At 37.5% G+C, this 18616-nt stretch carries 16 protein-coding genes; 6 read left to right on the top strand and 10 right to left on the bottom strand.

Annotation, left to right across the window (positions count from 1 at the left end; all coding sequences use genetic code 11):
* Nucleotides 1-132 precede the first annotated feature (132 nt).
* Nucleotides 133-3885 (top strand): ATP-binding protein, encoded by a 3753-nt coding sequence (locus tag B3E00_RS11600; RefSeq protein WP_293938500.1) that lies wholly within the window; start codon nucleotides 133-135, stop codon nucleotides 3883-3885.
* A gap of 207 nt (nucleotides 3886-4092) precedes the next feature.
* On the opposite strand, the gene B3E00_RS11595 is transcribed toward B3E00_RS11600, so the two are convergent.
* The 3 genes from B3E00_RS11595 to B3E00_RS11585 form a co-directional block, all read right to left on the bottom strand.
* Nucleotides 4093-5019 carry a hypothetical protein gene (locus B3E00_RS11595; RefSeq protein WP_209577744.1) on the bottom strand — a complete coding sequence of 309 codons (927 nt, stop codon included), beginning with the start codon at nucleotides 5017-5019 and terminating at the stop codon, nucleotides 4093-4095.
* 90 nt (nucleotides 5020-5109) lie between these two features.
* Entirely contained in the window at nucleotides 5110-6261 is a 1152-nt protein-coding gene (gene gmd / locus B3E00_RS11590) for a GDP-mannose 4,6-dehydratase (RefSeq protein ID WP_209577742.1), read from the bottom strand.
* 242 nt (nucleotides 6262-6503) lie between these two features.
* Entirely contained in the window at nucleotides 6504-7058 is a 555-nt protein-coding gene (locus B3E00_RS11585; protein WP_293938498.1) for a lipocalin family protein, read from the bottom strand.
* 475 nt (nucleotides 7059-7533) lie between these two features.
* Between B3E00_RS11585 and B3E00_RS11580 the strand changes: the two genes are divergently transcribed.
* Nucleotides 7534-8448: a lysylphosphatidylglycerol synthase transmembrane domain-containing protein gene (locus B3E00_RS11580; protein ID WP_293938496.1), complete on the top strand. Its 915-nt coding sequence runs from the start codon at nucleotides 7534-7536 to the stop codon at nucleotides 8446-8448.
* Between the two features lies 1 nt (nucleotide 8449).
* Nucleotides 8450-9157, top strand: a complete 708-nt coding sequence (locus tag B3E00_RS11575; RefSeq protein WP_293938494.1) for an SDR family NAD(P)-dependent oxidoreductase — start codon at nucleotides 8450-8452, stop codon at nucleotides 9155-9157.
* A 112-nt stretch (nucleotides 9158-9269) separates the two neighbouring features.
* On the opposite strand, the gene B3E00_RS11570 is transcribed toward B3E00_RS11575, so the two are convergent.
* Together B3E00_RS11570 and B3E00_RS11565 are read right to left on the bottom strand one after the other, a co-directional pair.
* Nucleotides 9270-10643, bottom strand: a complete 1374-nt coding sequence (locus tag B3E00_RS11570) for an alpha/beta hydrolase family protein (protein WP_293938492.1) — start codon at nucleotides 10641-10643, stop codon at nucleotides 9270-9272.
* A gap of 211 nt (nucleotides 10644-10854) precedes the next feature.
* Nucleotides 10855-11178, bottom strand: a complete 324-nt coding sequence (locus B3E00_RS11565; RefSeq protein ID WP_293938490.1) for a DUF2089 family protein — start codon at nucleotides 11176-11178, stop codon at nucleotides 10855-10857.
* Nucleotides 11179-11301: 123 nt separating this feature from the next.
* Between B3E00_RS11565 and B3E00_RS11560 the strand changes: the two genes are divergently transcribed.
* Nucleotides 11302-12036: a lysophospholipid acyltransferase family protein gene (locus B3E00_RS11560; RefSeq protein ID WP_293884696.1), complete on the top strand. Its 735-nt coding sequence runs from the start codon at nucleotides 11302-11304 to the stop codon at nucleotides 12034-12036.
* Nucleotides 12037-12043: 7 nt separating this feature from the next.
* Here B3E00_RS11560 and B3E00_RS11555 read toward each other — a convergent pair whose 3' ends face one another.
* Nucleotides 12044-13174, bottom strand: coding sequence for a glycosyltransferase (locus B3E00_RS11555; protein ID WP_293938488.1), 1131 nt, complete (start codon nucleotides 13172-13174; stop codon nucleotides 12044-12046).
* Entirely contained in the window at nucleotides 13158-14132 is a 975-nt protein-coding gene (locus tag B3E00_RS11550; protein ID WP_293938486.1) for a lysylphosphatidylglycerol synthase domain-containing protein, read from the bottom strand. Before B3E00_RS11550 ends, B3E00_RS11555 begins: the two co-directional genes overlap by 17 nt.
* A 100-nt stretch (nucleotides 14133-14232) precedes the next feature.
* On the opposite strand from B3E00_RS11550, the gene ruvC reads away from it, so the two are divergent.
* Entirely contained in the window at nucleotides 14233-14799 is a 567-nt protein-coding gene (gene ruvC, locus B3E00_RS11545) for a crossover junction endodeoxyribonuclease RuvC (RefSeq protein ID WP_209577727.1), read from the top strand.
* Here the strand turns inward: ruvC and B3E00_RS11540 are convergent, their stop codons facing one another.
* A complete protein-coding gene (locus B3E00_RS11540) occupies nucleotides 14800-15846 on the bottom strand; it encodes a hypothetical protein (RefSeq protein ID WP_293938484.1) in 1047 nt (348 codons plus the stop codon).
* Between the two features lie 385 nt (nucleotides 15847-16231).
* On the opposite strand from B3E00_RS11540, the gene B3E00_RS11535 reads away from it, so the two are divergent.
* A complete protein-coding gene (locus tag B3E00_RS11535) occupies nucleotides 16232-16705 on the top strand; it encodes an Lrp/AsnC ligand binding domain-containing protein (protein ID WP_046674894.1) in 474 nt (157 codons plus the stop codon).
* 36 nt (nucleotides 16706-16741) lie between these two features.
* On the opposite strand, the gene B3E00_RS11530 is transcribed toward B3E00_RS11535, so the two are convergent.
* On the bottom strand, nucleotides 16742-17806 hold the full coding sequence (locus B3E00_RS11530) for a M20 family metallo-hydrolase (protein ID WP_293938483.1): 1065 nt from the start codon (nucleotides 17804-17806) through the stop codon (nucleotides 16742-16744).
* Nucleotides 17796-18602, bottom strand: a complete 807-nt coding sequence (gene proC, locus B3E00_RS11525; protein WP_293938481.1) for a pyrroline-5-carboxylate reductase — start codon at nucleotides 18600-18602, stop codon at nucleotides 17796-17798. Before proC ends, B3E00_RS11530 begins: the two co-directional genes overlap by 11 nt.
* Nucleotides 18603-18616: the final 14 nt, after the last annotated feature.

Below are 18616 nucleotides of genomic sequence, written 5' to 3'. Positions count from 1 at the left end.
GCTTACAAAGCAGCGAAAACAGTGCAAAAATTCTCTCTGACCAATCAAAGGAGGTCATATAGAAAAATAATATAAAAGTCCTTGCCATAAGAAAGCAAGGACTTTTTTTTATATTTACAATAATGTAAATTGATGAATGTGAATTCTGGTATAAAAATTCGACTACTCTTACTTATCTTAACGCTATGCTTTATAGGAACAGCTATCACCATCAAAGAATCTGTTACCAATAAGGAAATATTAGACATTGATACAAAATCACTCAATAACTATATCGCTCAACAAGAGAAAAAAGTCGACCGTATTTTCAACGATTCTCTTTTGCTCAAAACTTTCAAAAACTACGATCAGTATCCAATCGCGGTTTATCAGGCCTTTGAAAAATTCAAAACCAAAGAAAATGTCTATCTATTTCTTTTTAAGGACCATGAGCCGAAGATGTGGAGCACACATCTATTTGTACCGATTACTGATCAGGGATTTCCTGAAAAATCCAATTTTATCCAAGATGATAACCGCTCTTACGTCGTTAGAAAGAAAACAATTGGTAATATCAGTATACTCGCCTATATTATTGTAAAAGGATATACCAACAACAACAATCTCTATTTAAGCAGTTCACTGCGGAGAAACTTCTTCGACTCCAGAAATATCGATATTGCCTCCTATACAGATACGGTAACCATTAAAAACATTTACAGTAAAGAGGGGTCTTACCTTTTTTCTGTTAAGCTCAAAGACGGAGAGCATGAAAATGCTTATACAATTTTGCAATTTTTCTGCTGGTTACTTGCTTTAATTGCGTGGTTGATCTTCTTCAATAGTCTTTGCCTTCATATGGCCAAAACAGGCAGGGCTTGGTGGTCTATACTATTGCTATTGGCGATATTTAGTTTGGTCAAATTCGCCGATCTTAAATGGAATTTGCTATCTGAAAATGCGACATTTTCAATTTTCGACTCGCGCAACTATGCCTATAATCGTTTCTTCCCGAACATCTGGTCGGTCATGTCCACCACAATTTTAATATTATGGCTCATTCTATTTATCTATTCAATTCGCAAAGAGCTTAATTTTGACAAAATAAAAAATATCCGGCTCTTTAGAGTGCCCATAGCCATCGGATTTATTCTGAGTATATACCTGTCGTTCGCGCTATTATACGATATCGCCGGAACGTTAATTACGCACTCCAATAATATTTATTTTGATTTTACAAAACTGGTCGATTTACATTTCTTAAGTTGGGTCGATCTTGGCATTGTCGGCATAGGTATTTTGGCCTTAAGTATCTACATCGACCTTGTGCTCTTTTTTCTTAAAAAATTAGAGTTAAAGCCAACGCAGTTACTAAATATCCAACTGGCATGCGTCATCTTTGTCATTTTGATCATTTCCTTTTATATAGAAAAAAATAGCCTTGTCAACTTACTACTCGCGCTAATTATCCTTATTAAATCATTCGGTGAGAAGTATTTCAATCGGCATATACTCACAAACTATATCGCGGTACTGATACTTTGGGCAATCATAAGTGCTATTACGCACGCTCGTTTCTACCAGGAAAGAAACTTGATTGACATGAAGATATTGTTGGGCAACCTACAGTCCGAAGATGATGCAAATGCCGTGTCGTTATTCTCCGATATTGAAAGTAGTCTGGCAAACGATCAAGAATTAAAGCATCTATTTAATATCAGTCTACCCTACACAAACACGGAGGGCATCAACGACTTCATTAAGAAAAAATACTTTAGCGGCTATCTCTCCAAATACGAATTCAAAGCCTATTATTATGATCAGAACAATAATCCACTGAATGCTGCAAGCCAGAATAAGCTCAATGAGTATCGCGAAAAAGTGATCAATAAGTCGATAAAAGTAACTCAAAACTTCTATCGTGCCGGCGGAGAACTCGGTACACATGAATACTTTTCTATCATTCCAGTGTCGATTGACCAAAATAGAATCGTCAACGTTATTATCAATCTCTCCAATAAAGACTTCAGTTACACGGTCCCTTATCCCGAAATCCTTACCGATATGCGGATCAACAACTCACAGTATTATAATAAAGGAGATTATTCGATAGCCCTTTATAAAGCAGGTTCTCTAATAACACAATTTGGAAAATACACATATGAAAACAATTTAAGAGGTCTCAAAGGTACTCCTGGAGAATATATTGAGATTCTAGACAAAGATGCATACCTGCACATGGCCTACATCGCCAATAAATTTTCAACCTATGTTATCAGTAAACAAAAACCTTCTTTTTGGGACTATTTAGCAACTACATCTTTTCTATTCCTGGTGTTCTTTATGATTTTCATGCTGTACCACTTCATAAAATCACTCTATATTTTTCTTAAAAACACCAAGCTTACTATCCGAAATTTAAAGTATCAGTTCTACAGAATTGTGAATAAGATACAATATTCTACACGTATTCAAACATCTATTATCTCCTCCGTTATACTCGCTATTCTTATTTCAGGTGTAATTTCTTATATCAGTATCAATAAACAACTCTATAACAACAATAAAACAAGTAAAGAGCGTTTTATAATTGAACTTGGCAAACGGATGGAAAATATGCTGACATATACGGATGAAATTTCCACCGAAACTCAACTCATCAGCATTCTAAAGACATTGTCCGAAACAATTTCCAAGGACTTCAATCTTTATTCCAAATCAGGCAGGTTGCTGTATAGTTCACAGCGTAGAATTTACGATTTGGAGCTTTTCTCTACATTCATCAATCCCGCTGCACTGAAGAATCTATCGATATTAAAAAAGTCGGAGACGATTGAAGATGAGCGGATAGGTACTTTCCAATTTGAGACTAGTTATGCCACCATCAGGGACAAAAATTACAATACCCTGGCTTATATTGGCATACCAAACTTCTCCCTTCAAAAAGAAGAAAATATCAATAAAAATCTTCTTTTAAATACCATAGTAAATATTTATTCGCTGATCATCATTGGCTTTGGGTTTTATGCCACGTTTGTTGCCAACAGTGTCACCAATCCACTGAGCATCATCAGTAAGAAAATTTCACAGCTGCGCTTGGGACAACCCAATGAGCCGTTATTTTGGCAGCGAAATGATGAAATAGGTACATTGATCAAAGAATACAACCTCATGATCATAAAACTTGAAGACTATGCCAATAAAATCAAAGATACGGAGCGGGAATCCACCTGGCGTGAGATGGCTCAGCAGATAGCACATGAAATTAAAAATCCATTGACACCAATGAAATTGGGTATTCAGCAACTACGCAGATCTTACAAAGATGATGATCCTAAATTTCCAGACAGATTTAATAAATTCTCTATTTCATTTATCGAGCAAATCGATGCTCTAACGCATATTGCATCCGAATTTTCGCATTTTGCAAAATTTCCAAATACGATGATGGAGAATATCAATATCGTTGAAAAAATAACAAAGTCTATTTCGTTATACAATAATACGCCGAGTGTAAGTATCCGTCTCATCAATAACGCTGATCACAAAACATTGATTGTAAAAGCTGATGGTAATGAACTCTTGCGGACGTTCAATAATTTAATAAAAAATGCTATCGAGGGTGGCTATGGCCGAAAAAACATGAAGATCGAAATTTCCATTGAACGCTACTCGGATAATTTTGTTAAAATCGATGTCAAAGACAATGGGTATGGAATTCCGAAGGAAATGCAGGATAAAATTTTCCAGATAAATTTCACCACAAAAAGTTCGGGAAATGGTTTAGGATTGGTACTTGTCAAGAAAACAATCGAAGCCAGTAACGGTCAGATCTATTTTGAGACCGTAGAAGGCGAAGGCACGACATTTCATATCCTGCTTCCCTTACAGCAGGCAGAATCTTAATAGTGATTTAGCCACAACAGAGATAAGAGAAATTGGAGAAACCAAGTATATCCGGCTTATAGCTCAATAATGATGGTGTTTAATACGTTAAAGCTACTTGATAGCCATACCCTTATCCTTACGGATCGATATAGTAAGAATTTGTACTTCACAAAAAAGCTCTTTACAATCATGTAAAGAGCTTTTAGTTTATTTGTTTATCTCCTTTTAACGCAATACAATCGTAGATCGTCCCATGATTGCATTATCTTCATATAACAATACCGTATAGGCACCTTTAGAAAATCCCTGCTCTGCTGCCCAATAAATGATATAATCTTCACCCTTGTTGGTAAACAAAATATTATGTTTAAATGTATACTGTAATTTCTCGCCATGTACATAGAAAATATTATCGTCCTGCACGACTAGATTTCCTTGTGGGTCGATAATTCTAACATATATATCACGTTCTCCATTTTTTGCTAAAGGATTATCAGCAATGGTAAAACTGATTTTTAACTTATCAATTTTCTTCGCACGTTCTTCTACTAATTCCTTTCCATTTTTTTTGACTTCAAGGCCATTCATACTAATGCTTGAAACTTTCAAGGCAGAAGCTGTTGCAACCTTCTCTTTCAATTCAGAATTTGAAGTAACCAATGAAGTAATTTGCTTCTCCTTTTCGACTACAGATTCGTTCAGATTGATATTTTGTTTGGATAAAATTTGATTTTCCTGAATCAGCCTTTGAACATTTACGCGATAGGTATCAACCTGTTTTTTAAGCTGGTTGATCTTGTGTTGCGCTTCATCGATATCTTTGGGAGTAATACTTTTATTTTCGAGCTTCTTACGAAGCACCGCAATCTCCATTCTGGAATCCTCTTTTTGCAGCGTCATCTCAGGAGTCAATTGCACATTTTCTACATCAATTTTATCCAATTCAGCTTCAATACGATCTATCTGTACCTGAAGATTCTCTTTTTCTACTGTAAGCGTATAAACCTTTTCACCGTTGGTTTTAAACTTAACATAAAAATATATATTCGTTGCAAGTAATGCTGCTATCGCAATGATAAAGAAGTAAATTTTCGAAGAATCTTTCTTTTTTTCTTCTTCTTTCTTACTCGAAACAACGTCTGAATTTATCATAATATACTGTCATATTCATAGTATACAACTATACCATTGAATGTTTAAACAAAAATTATTCCAGTTTTATTTTCTGCTACAGATTGTAACTTATTCAAAATAATTTAAAGTCTCAAATCCTCCTTTTTTCAAGTATTCTTCCTTCCTCATCAAGTGAAGATCAGATTGTACCATATCTGTTACCAGCATCTGGAGATCATATTTTGGCTGCCATCCAAGTTTTGTATTTGCTTTTGTCGGATCACCAATAAGTAAGTCGACCTCAGTCGGCCTATAATATGCAGGATCAACTTTGACAACAGTCTGACCAAATTTAATCATTGACTGATCGATATTCAACTGCAGCAAACGCTCTTCATCAATATCGATAATAACACCCTTTTCCTGTTCTCCTTTTCCACTAAATTCAATCTCAATACCCAATTCAGCAAATGCCATCCGCACAAACTCTCTAACGGTAGTGGTCACACCTGTTGCTATTACAAAATCTTCGGGTGTTTCCTGCTGAAGAATCAACCACATCGCTTCCACATAATCCTTCGCATGCCCCCAGTCGCGTTGCGCGGATAGATTACCGAGGTATAGCTTATCCTGAAGTCCAAGAGCTATCTTTGCAACTGCTCTGGTGATTTTACGTGTCACGAAGGTTTCTCCCCTTACCGGGCTCTCATGATTAAATAAAATACCATTACAGGCATACATCTTATAGGCTTCGCGGTAATTTACAGTAATCCAATAACCATACATTTTGGCTACAGCATAAGGACTTCGGGGATAAAAAGGTGTTGTTTCGCTTTGTGGAACCGCTTGCACCAAACCATAAAGCTCAGAAGTAGACGCCTGATAAATCCGGGTTTTCTCAATCATCCCCAATAGCCTCACCGCTTCAAGAATACGTAATGTACCGATACCATCTGCATTTGCAGTATATTCTGGGGTGTCAAAACTAACTTTTACGTGAGACTGAGCAGCAAGATTGTAGATCTCATCCGGTTGGGTTTCTTGTATAATACGAATTAAATTGGTTGAATCAGTCAAATCGCCAAAATGCAAAGTAAAATTTCTATTGTCAAGATGAGGGTCTTGATAAAGATGGTCAATACGATCCGTATTAAATAAAGAACTTCGACGCTTTAAGCCGTGTACTTTGTACCCCTTTTTTAATAAGAATTCTGCTAGATAGGCACCATCTTGTCCTGTTATACCCGTTATTAAAGCAGTTTTGGTGTGTTGTTCAGCCATGTTTCTCTCTAGATTATGCAATACCCGACGAATCACCAGGTATTTGTCCCATCATCATATCTACGATAAGCGTATCCGTCCACAAGATTCTATGCATACATTGCTTCAAAATGTTGTGAATCCCCCCAGCTATGGCGTAAATAATCATAATGAATTGGGAATGTAAAAGTATTAAATTTTAAACAAAAAAAGCCATAGGAAATCCTATAGCTTAATGTTTTTCTACTTTTATCGTTTTGCGATTAATTAGAGCGCGTGAAATTAAAGACTAAATACGCCTCTCCATTAGCAACTGTCAATGGCATGCGCATAACTAATTTATTCCCATCCGAATAAGATAAATCTAAGCGATAACCAGTCGTTACGTTCTTTGCTTTGTCGCCTGCATAGATTTTTTTTAACTGAAACTGTGGTTCCCCTAGACCTTTTCCAGGATTATAGATAGACCAAAAGATCTCGCGTGATGCACCTGGAGCGCACAAAGTTCCCTGAGCGTTAAAGGTAATTGACCCCTTGCCATTTCCAATAAAATTCCATGTACTGCCTACAAAACATTCTGCAGGGGCTTCTTCAAAAACACTTTTAATTGTGAATGAAGATGGTAAATTCTCTCTATCGATTGTATTCAATGTCCAAGTTCCTTTAACGGCAGATTTCCAATCAGAAGCGCTTGGACCAGAAGCTGCACTCGTATTGGAAGAAGGATTTCCAGTTGATGTACCTTGCTTTTGTGCTCCACAAGAAAATAAGGTCACGGTAGCAAAAACAGTTGCTAATGATAAAACGAATCGATTCATATGTATAAATTTTAATTTCAAATTGTATTTTTGGAGTAAATTAATTCACAAATCATGAAGATTACAGCCAAAAATCATACCATAAGCAAAATAATAGCAAAAACTCTATTGCGGTTATTTGTCATTTTATTGGCCTTTGCTACTTATCCGCTTTTCTTAGGACAGGAAGCAAAAAGCAAATTGGATCAGATAAGCCTTGCATTTACGAATAAGATAGCCCTTTTAGCGCCTATTTTATTATTTTGCATCATCATTGGATTAATGATTGCTGTACTCAAGCACAAATATAACAGAATTGACCTAAATTGGCTATTTTCGCTCGCGACTATCTTTGGTATTTTGTATTTGATATTATTGTATTCAAGAATTTACCCAACGATTGCTTAAGCACAATTGCACATTTCCACAAAGTTTCTAACTTTGGATTCGCCAAATCGCTAATTACAGCCGAAGAGGATTGAACGCATAACTTTATATGGATAGAAAGAAGGGGCTCAAAATAGCCAAAAATATAGCAAAGATTGTTGTTACGGTGGGCGCCTTATATTGGGTATTCAGCAAGGTATCGGTAAAAGATCTAAAAGAAGCCATCATCCATTCCAACCCACTTTATCTATTCTTTGCTTTAGTCGCGTATAGTATCTCTATTTTTATTTCCTCTTCGCGCTTATTGACGTTTTTAAAAGCGATCGGCCTGGATGTCACTGAAAGATATAATTTAAAATTGTATCAACTCGGTCTATTTTATAACCTTATTTTACCTGGTGGTGTGGGCGGAGATGGATACAAGATATTCTTCCTCAGGAAACGATTTAATATTAAAGGAAGAAAACTATTTACGGCTCTATTTTTAGACAGATTAAGTGGTTTATGGGCATTATGCCTTATCATTGCAGCACTGGTAACCTATATGCCACAGCTGGGAATTCCAAACTATCTGACCATTATTTTATTTATTTTAGGGAGCATTCTCTATTATTTTATCGTCACCAAGTTCTTTAAGGAATACAAATCAACATTTTTAAAAGCGCATTTAAAGGCCATCGGCGTACAGTCGATGCAAGTTATCGCAGCTATCCTCATACTTTATGCTTTGGGTTTTAGCGGCAAATTCTCCCCTTACCTGTTTTTATTCCTAGCCTCTTCACTAGTTTCAATCATCCCCTTTTCCGTTGGAGGTTTAGGCATGCGTGAACTTGTGATTATGTGGGGAGCTGGTATCTTTCATGTCGACTCACACAATGCGGTATTAATCACATTGTTATTTTATATTATTTCTGCTCTCGTTGCGCTTTCGGGAATTTATTATATCTTCCATCCCAAAGCCATCGGAGAAGATAAATTGCCTACTGTCGAAGAAGTTGAACAAAGTCAAAAACTAGAAGAATAACATGGCAAATATTATTATTACAGGAGCCAGCAGTGGTGTTGGATTTGAAGCGGTATTGGATTTGACCTCTAAAAAGGACAACAACGTAATTGCATTGGCTAGATCAGCGGACAAACTAAGAAAGCTTCACGAAATTGCAGGCCAACTCAATTTTGATGGCGGAGCGTTATATCCTGCCCAATTTGATATTGTCTACGACGACTATGCTACGCTAGTCCCCTTCATTCAGTCAAAATTTGATAAGGTTGATATTTTGATAAACAATGCGGGTGCACTCATCTATAAGCCATTTATGGAAACTGATGGACAAGATTTTGCTGAAATGTTGCAGATCAATGTAATGGGGCACGTTAATATGATACAACATGTTGTCCCCATGATGCATGCAGGATCACATATTGTAAATATCAGCAGCATGGGCGGCTTCCAGGGATCCATGAAGTTTTCTGGTCTTTCAGCATATTCAGCCAGCAAAGGAGCATTATCGATACTCACAGAGTGTTTGGCAGAAGAATTTAAGGAAAAGGGAATTAAGGTTAACTGTTTAGCGTTGGGATCTTCTCAGACTGAAATGTTTGAGGCCGCTTTTCCGGGTGTTGAAGCCGGTACATTGGCCTTCGAAATGGGACGCTATATCGCGGATTTCGCTCAAAATGGACATCGCTATTTTAATGGAAAAATACTTCCTGTAGCGAATACAACACCTTAGTAAGTATACGATCTGCCCCAACTTAAAATCAGTACAAAAACAAAAAGAAGGTAATTTAATAAGCGGCTAAATTACCTTCTTTTTGTTTAAAACTATGCGGATAGATAATGAATTACTTGGTCTTCATCTTAAGCCACTTTGTCAGATCATCCATCAGTTGCTCGTTAAAGCTTTCTGAATTCTCAAAGTATTCTTCGATTTTACCCGTTTGAGTATTTTGAAAAAGATGGTTTAAGTTTGGATAATTTTTAATTGTCACATCTGTCGTATTTAGGTGCAGACGCTGAAGGCTATAAATATTTTCATTTGCAGGCACCTGAACATCTTTCCCGCCAAAAGAAGCAAAAATAGGTACTTTCAGCTGCTTCAGATAATAAGCCGGATCAATTCTGAGAAAAGTCATAAACCAAGGACTCATCATCGGACTGAGTTTAATTCTCATATCGGGAGTCAACGGATTGTTGTTATTTTGATGAATAAGTTCCTGTTCCAAAGTTTCAGCCAAAACCTTTGGTGGTTCATCCCTCATTAAAATAGTATATAATTTTCTGTTGTTTGCTTTATTGATCGTTAATGCCGCTTCCGACAATCCACCCGCCTTTCCTAAAGCATAACTCTGTAAGATTAACAATGAGTCTCCTTTTAATACCGGTCCAGATAGCAGTGCAATATACTTTACGTTATCATTCTCGGATGCGACTATTTCAGCAATTAAAGCACCCTCGCTATGGCCAATCATCCCGATTTTATCAACGTCAACGATGTTTTTTTTGCTTAAAAAATCTACTGCGGCGCTCGCATCAGAAGCAAAATCGATCGTTGTCGCTAAATTCACTTCGCCTTTCGATCCACCTATTTCGCGGTCATCATAACGCAGTACCGCAAAACCATTTTTAGTAAGATGATCAGCGAGAACCTTAAAAGGTCGGTGGCCAAACATTTCAGAATCTCTGTTCTGTTGTCCACTACCATTGACCAATACCACTGCAGGAAATGGTCCCTCACCCTTTGGATAGGTTAAGGATCCCGTTAAAAATGAATTACCTTTGTTATTTTTAAATGATACTTCCTCTTCCATATAGTTATAGGGAGGAAAAACATCCTGCTTACGAGACAGTCCACTCTGTTCATTTTCGCTCCTAACCAGAATCATCGCAGATTCAAAAGTTCCCTGCTTCATGCCGCCTTTCATCACATCTTTGTCCCGATCCAAAAAACCAGCATAAGCTAAACCGATATTTTTCACATCCATCCAAATAGAATCGTGTTGGATCCGTATTTGGCTTATTGCAAATTTTTGTGAAGTTTGCATTGGACTTTCAAAGGTTCCATTCCAATTTCCTGTGCTATCTTGCTGTAGATTGAATACCAGTAGCAACTTCTGCCCCGAAACACTTACCTCGCCCTTCCATGAGCCATCAAATGTCTGTGCATGGGAACATGAAAAATGGAAATAAATGATAAATAGGTACAAAATTTTTCTCATTGTCATTTTTTACTAAAAATATAACTGTTACTTAGATCCAATATAAAATATAATGCCACAAATAGTTTACTGATCTCCATTTTCTTATTGTTAACGATCACATTCATACCCCTCACCAACAAATTGAAGTGATAAAATAGGGATAACAAGCTGCCGATCGCAAAGATACCCAACAAGAGGATCTCCATTTTTATCAGCTCCCTCCAATGTATCATCGCCCTTTTGCACCGCTATCAGCCTTAATCGGCGAGTTTGTATAGGTCGTTGTACTAGCAAGAGATTTCAATTTATAAATCAGATCGTCGAGAATATTACGGACTGTCGGATAGGATTTTCCCATCTGATTTGCCATTTCTTTTAAACTTCCTGAATACTTCAAAAAGTTCATGACAAATTCCTGTTCCTCGACAGTGAGCTGCATGAGTAAGGGCAATGAAAATTTACCGACAACCTCAGTCTCACAGGAGTCACACACCAACTTAGAAACCTTTAACTTCGCTTCACAACAGGGACAATCAATTGGTATTTTTTTCATTAAACAATATGTATATTAACATTATTAAAGATAACATTAATAATGTTAAAACAAAACACTATAAAATCAATATCTTTCAAAAACCATTGCTTAATGATATATTTGTATCATTAAATAACGTTTATGAAGAAGTTTTTAGGCTATTTCCTATCTATAATATTTTGGTTCTGTTTTGGTTTATCCTTGATTATCTTCCACCCCATACAGTGGCTATGTTTGAAGCTAGGAGGATACAATGCCCATAAAAGGAGTGTAGATATATTAAATGCCTGTCTTGTCGCTTCCTATTACACGCTCTTTAACCGCGTGACATTTATCGACAATAAAAATATTCCAACGGGACAGCCCATTGTGTTTGTAGCCAATCACCAAAGTACGTTTGATATCCCCCCAATGATCTATTTCTTACGTAGATTTCATGGGAAGTTTATTTCCAAAATAGAACTTGCTAGTGGTATACCGAGCATCTCCTTTAACCTGAAACATGGCGGCGCCGCAAATATCGATCGCAATGACCCCAAACAATCTATTGCCGAGATACTGAAACTCGCCAACAATATGAAAACCAAAAACTGGTCGGCGTTTATTTTTCCGGAAGGAACGCGATCAAAGACGGGGAAAATGAAGGCCTTCCATGTTGGTGGAATTGCCACATTATTAAAGAAAAATCCAAATGCACTCGTTGTTCCGGTTGCCATCACCGGGTCCTACGAAATGGTACAATATGGGATGTACCCACTGACACCGTTTCTCCATATGACGTGGGAGGTACTCAATCCCTTAGATACGGAAGGTAAGACAATTGAGGAAATCGTAAAATCAGCTGAAGAAGCCATAAGATTGAGGGTCGAAAAATAGGAAAAAATTATTTGACTTGCCGACCTTTCCAGTCATACTTCCCAACATTACCCAATATACCGATATAAGTTAGGTAAAAGATATGCGCTAAGCTCAGTAAAGGCAGATACCATAAGAGTTCCTTTCTGCTTGCGAATACAGTTAAGGGCCGAATAAAAAGAAATTCGACGATCATCTTTAATAGCAATGCAAAAAGTACGACCCAGGCAACGAAATTTACGCCAAAAAGAGCGAGAACCAAAGCAACTAAAATCAATACATTAAAAAACCAAATGGAAATTCCCAAGGCGATCACACCTTTATTTTTATATTTAGTACTTTTCGAAGCCCAGCGTCGGCGCTGACTGATAAATGACTTTAGATCTGGTTTGGCATCCGTGTAAACAATAGCATCTTTTGATTTGCAAAACGTTATTTTTTCAGGATACTGTTCTGCGACTTTATGTAAGAAAAGTTCATCATCTCCCGAGGCAAGCTCATCGATTCCTTTAAATCCACCCATCTGTTCAAAAATATCTTTCCGATATGCCAGATTCGCCCCATTACAAGTTGTTGGTTTCTTATTTCCAATACCCGCAGCGCCAAGGCCTATCAAGTAAAGGAATTCCAAGGTCTGGAGTCGTTCAAAAAATACCTTTTCTTCTGAATACACTACTGGAGAAGACTGTAAATAGGCATTTTCTTTTTCGAATGTACCGACGACCGTTGCTAACCAATTTGGTCCCATACGGCAGTCTGCGTCAGTGGTTATAATAATTTCGCCCTTACAGCATGCTATAGCCCTTGAAATTGCCAGTTTTTTGTATGAATTCAAACGACCATTTTCATTCAATTGAATTAGCCTCACCCCTTTTCCAGCGTATTTCTTCACAATCAACGACGTATTATCGTCTGAATGGTCGTCAATAATAATAAGCTCCAAGAGTGCTGCCGGATAATTCTGCGCCAATATGCAGTCAATGGTACGGCCTATGTTTAGCTCTTCATTCCGCGCAGCTATAATCACAGAAATCGCTTTTGTTGGCTGAATAAGATTGCTGGGTACTGGGATTAAAGCCCAGCCTCTACGCATCCATAAAACCAGGATTGCGTAAACGCAAGCAAAACTGATCAATAAATAGTTAAGTATTTGTATCACCGAAAAAATTAATCTTAAAAACAAAAATAGAACCAAATACTGCCGGAAGAATCAAATTCACAAACCAAATACAGGAAACAATAGCCATGACAGCTATTTCTTGTGTCGTGATATAACTATATAGATTACTTGCTACAAAACTTCTTACACTGAAATCAAAAATATCCAATGTTGGTAAGGCGGCCTGGACAAAAAACAGGATAAAAATCATCAGAATCATGGATAACAGCGGCAGTTCAGGCAATGTAAGCTTCATTAAGATGATATACTGAGATGTAAAGATAATAAATCGTGCTAAGGAATTTAAAAGAACAATACTGAGTTCGGACATTGAATAATGCTCTAATACTTCAAAAAAAGGTTTAATACGGGTCAAAAACTTAATTTTACCGACCAACAAGTCAATCCATTTTACGTTGAAATATAATATGACAAATCCAGCAGCATAGATTATAGCGAGCAGCCATACGCCAAATTGTACCGATAAAGGGGGCGAAAGAAATCTACAGACAAACCAAGCAATACTCAACGCGCCGGCAACACTTGTCAAAACCAATTGCGCAAATAATCCTACTCCCATCGCCACAGCGCCCTTAGCCCTATGCTTGGGTTGTAGAAAAAGTACCCTCCCGCCATACTCTCCAATCCTATTAGGGGTAAAAATAGCCCATGAGAGTCCGCAAAAAACTGACTGAAATGCCCTCCAAAAAGAAATATTTTCCAATTTAGATGCGAGGTATCGCCATTTTACGACCTCAAGCAACCAATTGACAAGCATTAATACTACGATCAGGACAAGCGTCCATGCAACAGAATGTTGTTCCAAGCCAGCAATTAGTGTCTTAAACTTCTCAATATTATTTTTATCAGATACTTTCACGACGATATACCAGGTCGCTAGGGCGAACACCAATATCTTCAATAAAAGACTGACGTATTTTTTTTGTATTCCAGTCAACTTTTGATAATTAGAGAGCAATGTTACTAAATTTTAGCCAAATGATTAAGTTTTGTCGCATGCAATCCACGAATAAAACGCAAAATTTGTATTATTGCATATGCAGAAGGAAAAGGCGAAAGAAAGAATAATTTTAGGAATCGATCCTGGAACAGTCGTACTCGGATATGGTATCATCAAAGAAGTGGGCAATAATATATCACTGATCTCCATGGGTGTGATCAAAATGGGCCATTTAGATGATCAGGCACTAAAACTACAACGTATTTTCAAAAAAACCTCTGCTTTGATGCAAGAATATAATCCCGACTGTGTAGCACTCGAATCACCGTTCTATGGCAAAAACATACAGGTAATGCTTAAGTTAGGACGAGCACAGGGTGTTGCCATGGCGGCAGCACTTGCACAAGATATTCCGATTTTTGAATATTCTCCAAGAAAGATAAAACAATCTGTCACAGGGAATGGAAATGCCACGAAGGAGCAGGTTTCTGCAATGTTAAAGAATCTATTGAAATTTGAAGAAACACCTCAGTTTCTAGATGCTACTGACGGCTTGGCAATTGCTGTGTGCCATTCTTTTCAGAAGAATGCGGTATCTGGCAGCAGTAAATCCTACTCAGGATGGTCCTCCTTCATCAAAGACAATAAGGATCGCGTCAAGTAATTACATCTGCACCTGACGAATCACACTTTTTACGTTTAACTCGACGATATCGGTCATCGTTTTACATTTGAGGTAGGAGTTATTCTGATAGAATTCCGCATAGCCCTCGCGTAGCTGTTTAATATTTTCTAAAGTGGAGAGTACCTGCGTCTGCGAAGCATCCCTCAAATCAGCAATTCGGTGTCTTTCGCTTCGAACTCTGTGTACAATGGAAGAACGCTCCTCTTGTTGATATTGTAATACTGTCTTTTCGTTCAAATGTTCCATGGCCAGCTTAACATAGGGAAGGTTTTCCTTAAAAAATTGAGGCATATAAACTTTCGGATTCCCCTCATAAAACTGTTGGTCGAAATCAATAGCTCTAATTCTAAATTGAAAATCATCAAAATCAGGCGTAATCTGCATGACGAAATTATAGGCTCGCATATCACCCAATAAGGTAATAATACATCTCTCATTAAATTTTACAAACTCTTTGGAAATTCGGGTCAAATTATAATCCGGAGAAAACATCCGTGTTTTTGAAAACGTATCTCCAGGGATTCCGACAATATGTTCTTCAACCAGCGTATCGTGGTCTACCATGTAATTTACCTGATTGGGAGACAATATTTCTTCCAGCTCCAATCCATATATTCTCGACGCGTCGGCCTGTTTGATGTAGAAATAATCGTAAACATCATTTAGACGATTTACGATCCGTATACGAAATGGCTTCGTATTACCAAAACCGCAATATTCTACACGATCAATATATTTATGTTGTACTATACGCGTATTACCCGATGCTTTCAATTTTGCATAAATCACCTTTAGTCCGTCATACAATTGATCCATAAAGTAGGGTGGATATAGTGGAGTCTCCCAAAAGGTGTCGTTGCCAAATTTATCCATGACAGGTACTGTTTCCGTGAAATTCAGAAGATCCTTATATCCTATTGGCAGCTTTTCATCGCGCTGATACAGCTTAAGATATTTATGAAGTCCCTCACCAACTTCAAAAATTGGTTTCTTCTTCGAAATCTTTACGTCTTGAACTTCTTCCATCTCCTTTTCCGCTTTATTTTATTTACTCTACCAAAATATGGCGTTCAAATTTTTAAATGATCATACGATAAAACAAAATCATCAAATTTATAGTACAGTAAATCGATATTCTTTAATTATTCGCAATATATACTTAAATAATCTAGCCCAATATTGCTATCGTCCATGATAGCAATTACTTATCCAACAACAAAATATGCGCTAAAATAAGTATAACCACTTTCTATCAAAAACATATAACATTATCAATATCAATTCGTATTTTTTATTAAATTTACATCTATAAACCGAAAATTCTTAGTAATTTTGAAATAAATTTAATTATTTTAGCTATTGGTCCGATTCTGATGCAACGGCCAGTTAATGAACACAAAACCCATTGTTAATGGAAAATCAATATGCAAACTATGATCTAGACAATTTGGATATCCAAATCTTGTCTATTCTAATGAACGATGCCTCTATTCCTTATACCGAAATAGCAAAAAAGCTAATCGTATCAGGTGGTACAATTCACGTTAGAATGAAGAAGATGGAAGAACTAGGTATCATTAGAGGATCAAATCTGATTATCAATCCTCAAAAAGTCGGATTTGATATTACGGCTTTTTTGGGTATCTATCTTGAAAAAGGTTCACAATATGCAGATGCAGTAGATAAATTGAAAGAAATCAAAGAAGTGGTCGAATTACATTATTGTACTGGCCAATACAGTATTTTTGCCAAAATAATCTGTAGAGATACAGTGCACCTCAGAAAAGTACTGAATGAAGATATTCAATCTGTGCCTGGAATCCAACGTACAGAGACCATTATCTCTCTAGAAGAGAGTATAAAACGTCAAATCAGCTTGGTCTAGTATAAAAAAAGCTTCCATCAAAAATGGAAGCTTTTTTTATACTATCATTTCTAACATGCCGATATAGAGATCTATTCCAGCCCTAATCTCGTCAATATAAATAAATTCATCCGCCATGTGTGAGCGTGCGCTATCGCCAGGCCCTAACTTCAAAGAGGGAACAGGGATAAGAGCCTGATCACTCATCGTAGGTGAGCCATAAACTTTACGTCCCAGTGCAATACCCGCTTTAACGATTGGATGGGTGTCAGAAATCGAAGACGACTTCAAACGTGTCGAACGCGCTGAGACCTCCGATTTCACATGAGCTTTGATAATAGCTAATGTCTCTTCATTCGAATAAGCGTCTGTAGTCCTCACATCAACAACAAAGCTACAAGTAGCCGGTACAACATTATGCTGCGATCCCGCCTGAATAACTGTTACCGACATCTTAATTGGACCTAAGGTTGGTGAAGTTTTCTCAAATAAATAATTCCGAAACCAATCAATATCTTTGATCGCTTTATAGATCGCATTATCTCCTTCATCACGCGCAGCATGTCCAGCGGTTCCCACAGTGGTGCAATCCAATACCATCAATCCTTTCTCTGCAACAGCCAAATCCAACAAGGTGGGCTCCCCCACAATAGCAAAATCAATAGGACCAATTTCATCCAAAACAGATTCTATACCATTCCTACCAGAAATCTCTTCTTCGGCGCTTGCAACGAGACAGAAGTTATATTTTAAATCCGATTGCTGGTAAAAATACAAGAAAGTTGCGATCAAAGAAACCAGACAGCCACCAGCATCGTTACTTCCCAGACCGTACAATTTCTCGTCCTCTACCGTAGCCTTTAGCGGATCCCTTGTATAACCTGTATTTGGTTTTACTGTATCGTGATGAGAGTTGAGCAGTATTGTTGGTTTAGCACGATCATAATGGGCATTATACACCCAAATATTATTGCCCTTTCGATAGGTTTTGATGCCTCGTTCCTCAAAGAAACCATAAATAAGATTTGCTGTAAGTTCCTCTTCTCTACTTAAAGAGGATAATCCAATTAATTGTTTCAAAAGATTTAAGGCATCCTCAAACAGGCATTCCTTATCCTTCATGATACAATCCTCCTGCCTTATCTGCAGACAGCTTAATCCCTTTTATAAAGGCAGAACTAAAACCGTTATGTTCCATCTCATTTAGTCCCGCAATTGTACAGCCCTTTGGTGAGGTTACTTTATCAATCTCTCCTTCAGGATGAGCATTGGTATGCAGCAACAAGTCAGCAGCCCCCTTTGCGGTCTGAACAGCCATTTTAAGTGCGTCATGTGCATGAAATCCAATTTCAACTCCGCCTTGTGAAGCCGCACGAATAGCACGAAGAAAGAAAGCGATACCGCACGCACATAATGCCGTCGCCGATGTCATGAGATCTTCATTAATGACAACCACTGAACCCACCGATTCAAACATATTTTCAACCTCTTTCAAACTATCGTCCGTAGCATTGTCACTGGCAATACATGTCATTGATTGACCTATTGCTATTGCCGTATTTGGCATCGCACGTATTACCGTGGCATCCTCACCCAACTCTGCTTTTAAATCAGCACAGGAAACTCCCGATACAATGGACACAAAAATTTGATTTGTCTTTTCAATTACAGGGGCTACTTCTAGCAGCACCTTTTTAAGCTGTTGCGGTAAGATAGCAAAGACGACAATATCAGCCCCCTGTACTGCGGTTTTATTATCATTGCTTACTGAAAAGCCACGGCTCGCTTCTTCGGCCAAAGCGTTCAGATTTCTCCTTGTCAATGTAATATCAGCAGCATGCGCAAATTGACTTTTTACAAGTCCCTTTGCCAAAGAAAGACCGATATTACCACTTCCGATAATGGTGACCTTTTTCATAGCGATCGTTAGGT

The sequence above is a fragment of the Sphingobacterium sp. UBA5996 genome, from assembly GCF_002429765.1.
Lineage (GTDB): Bacteria > Bacteroidota > Bacteroidia > Sphingobacteriales > Sphingobacteriaceae > Sphingobacterium.
This window is presented reverse-complemented; position numbering and strand designations above follow the sequence as displayed.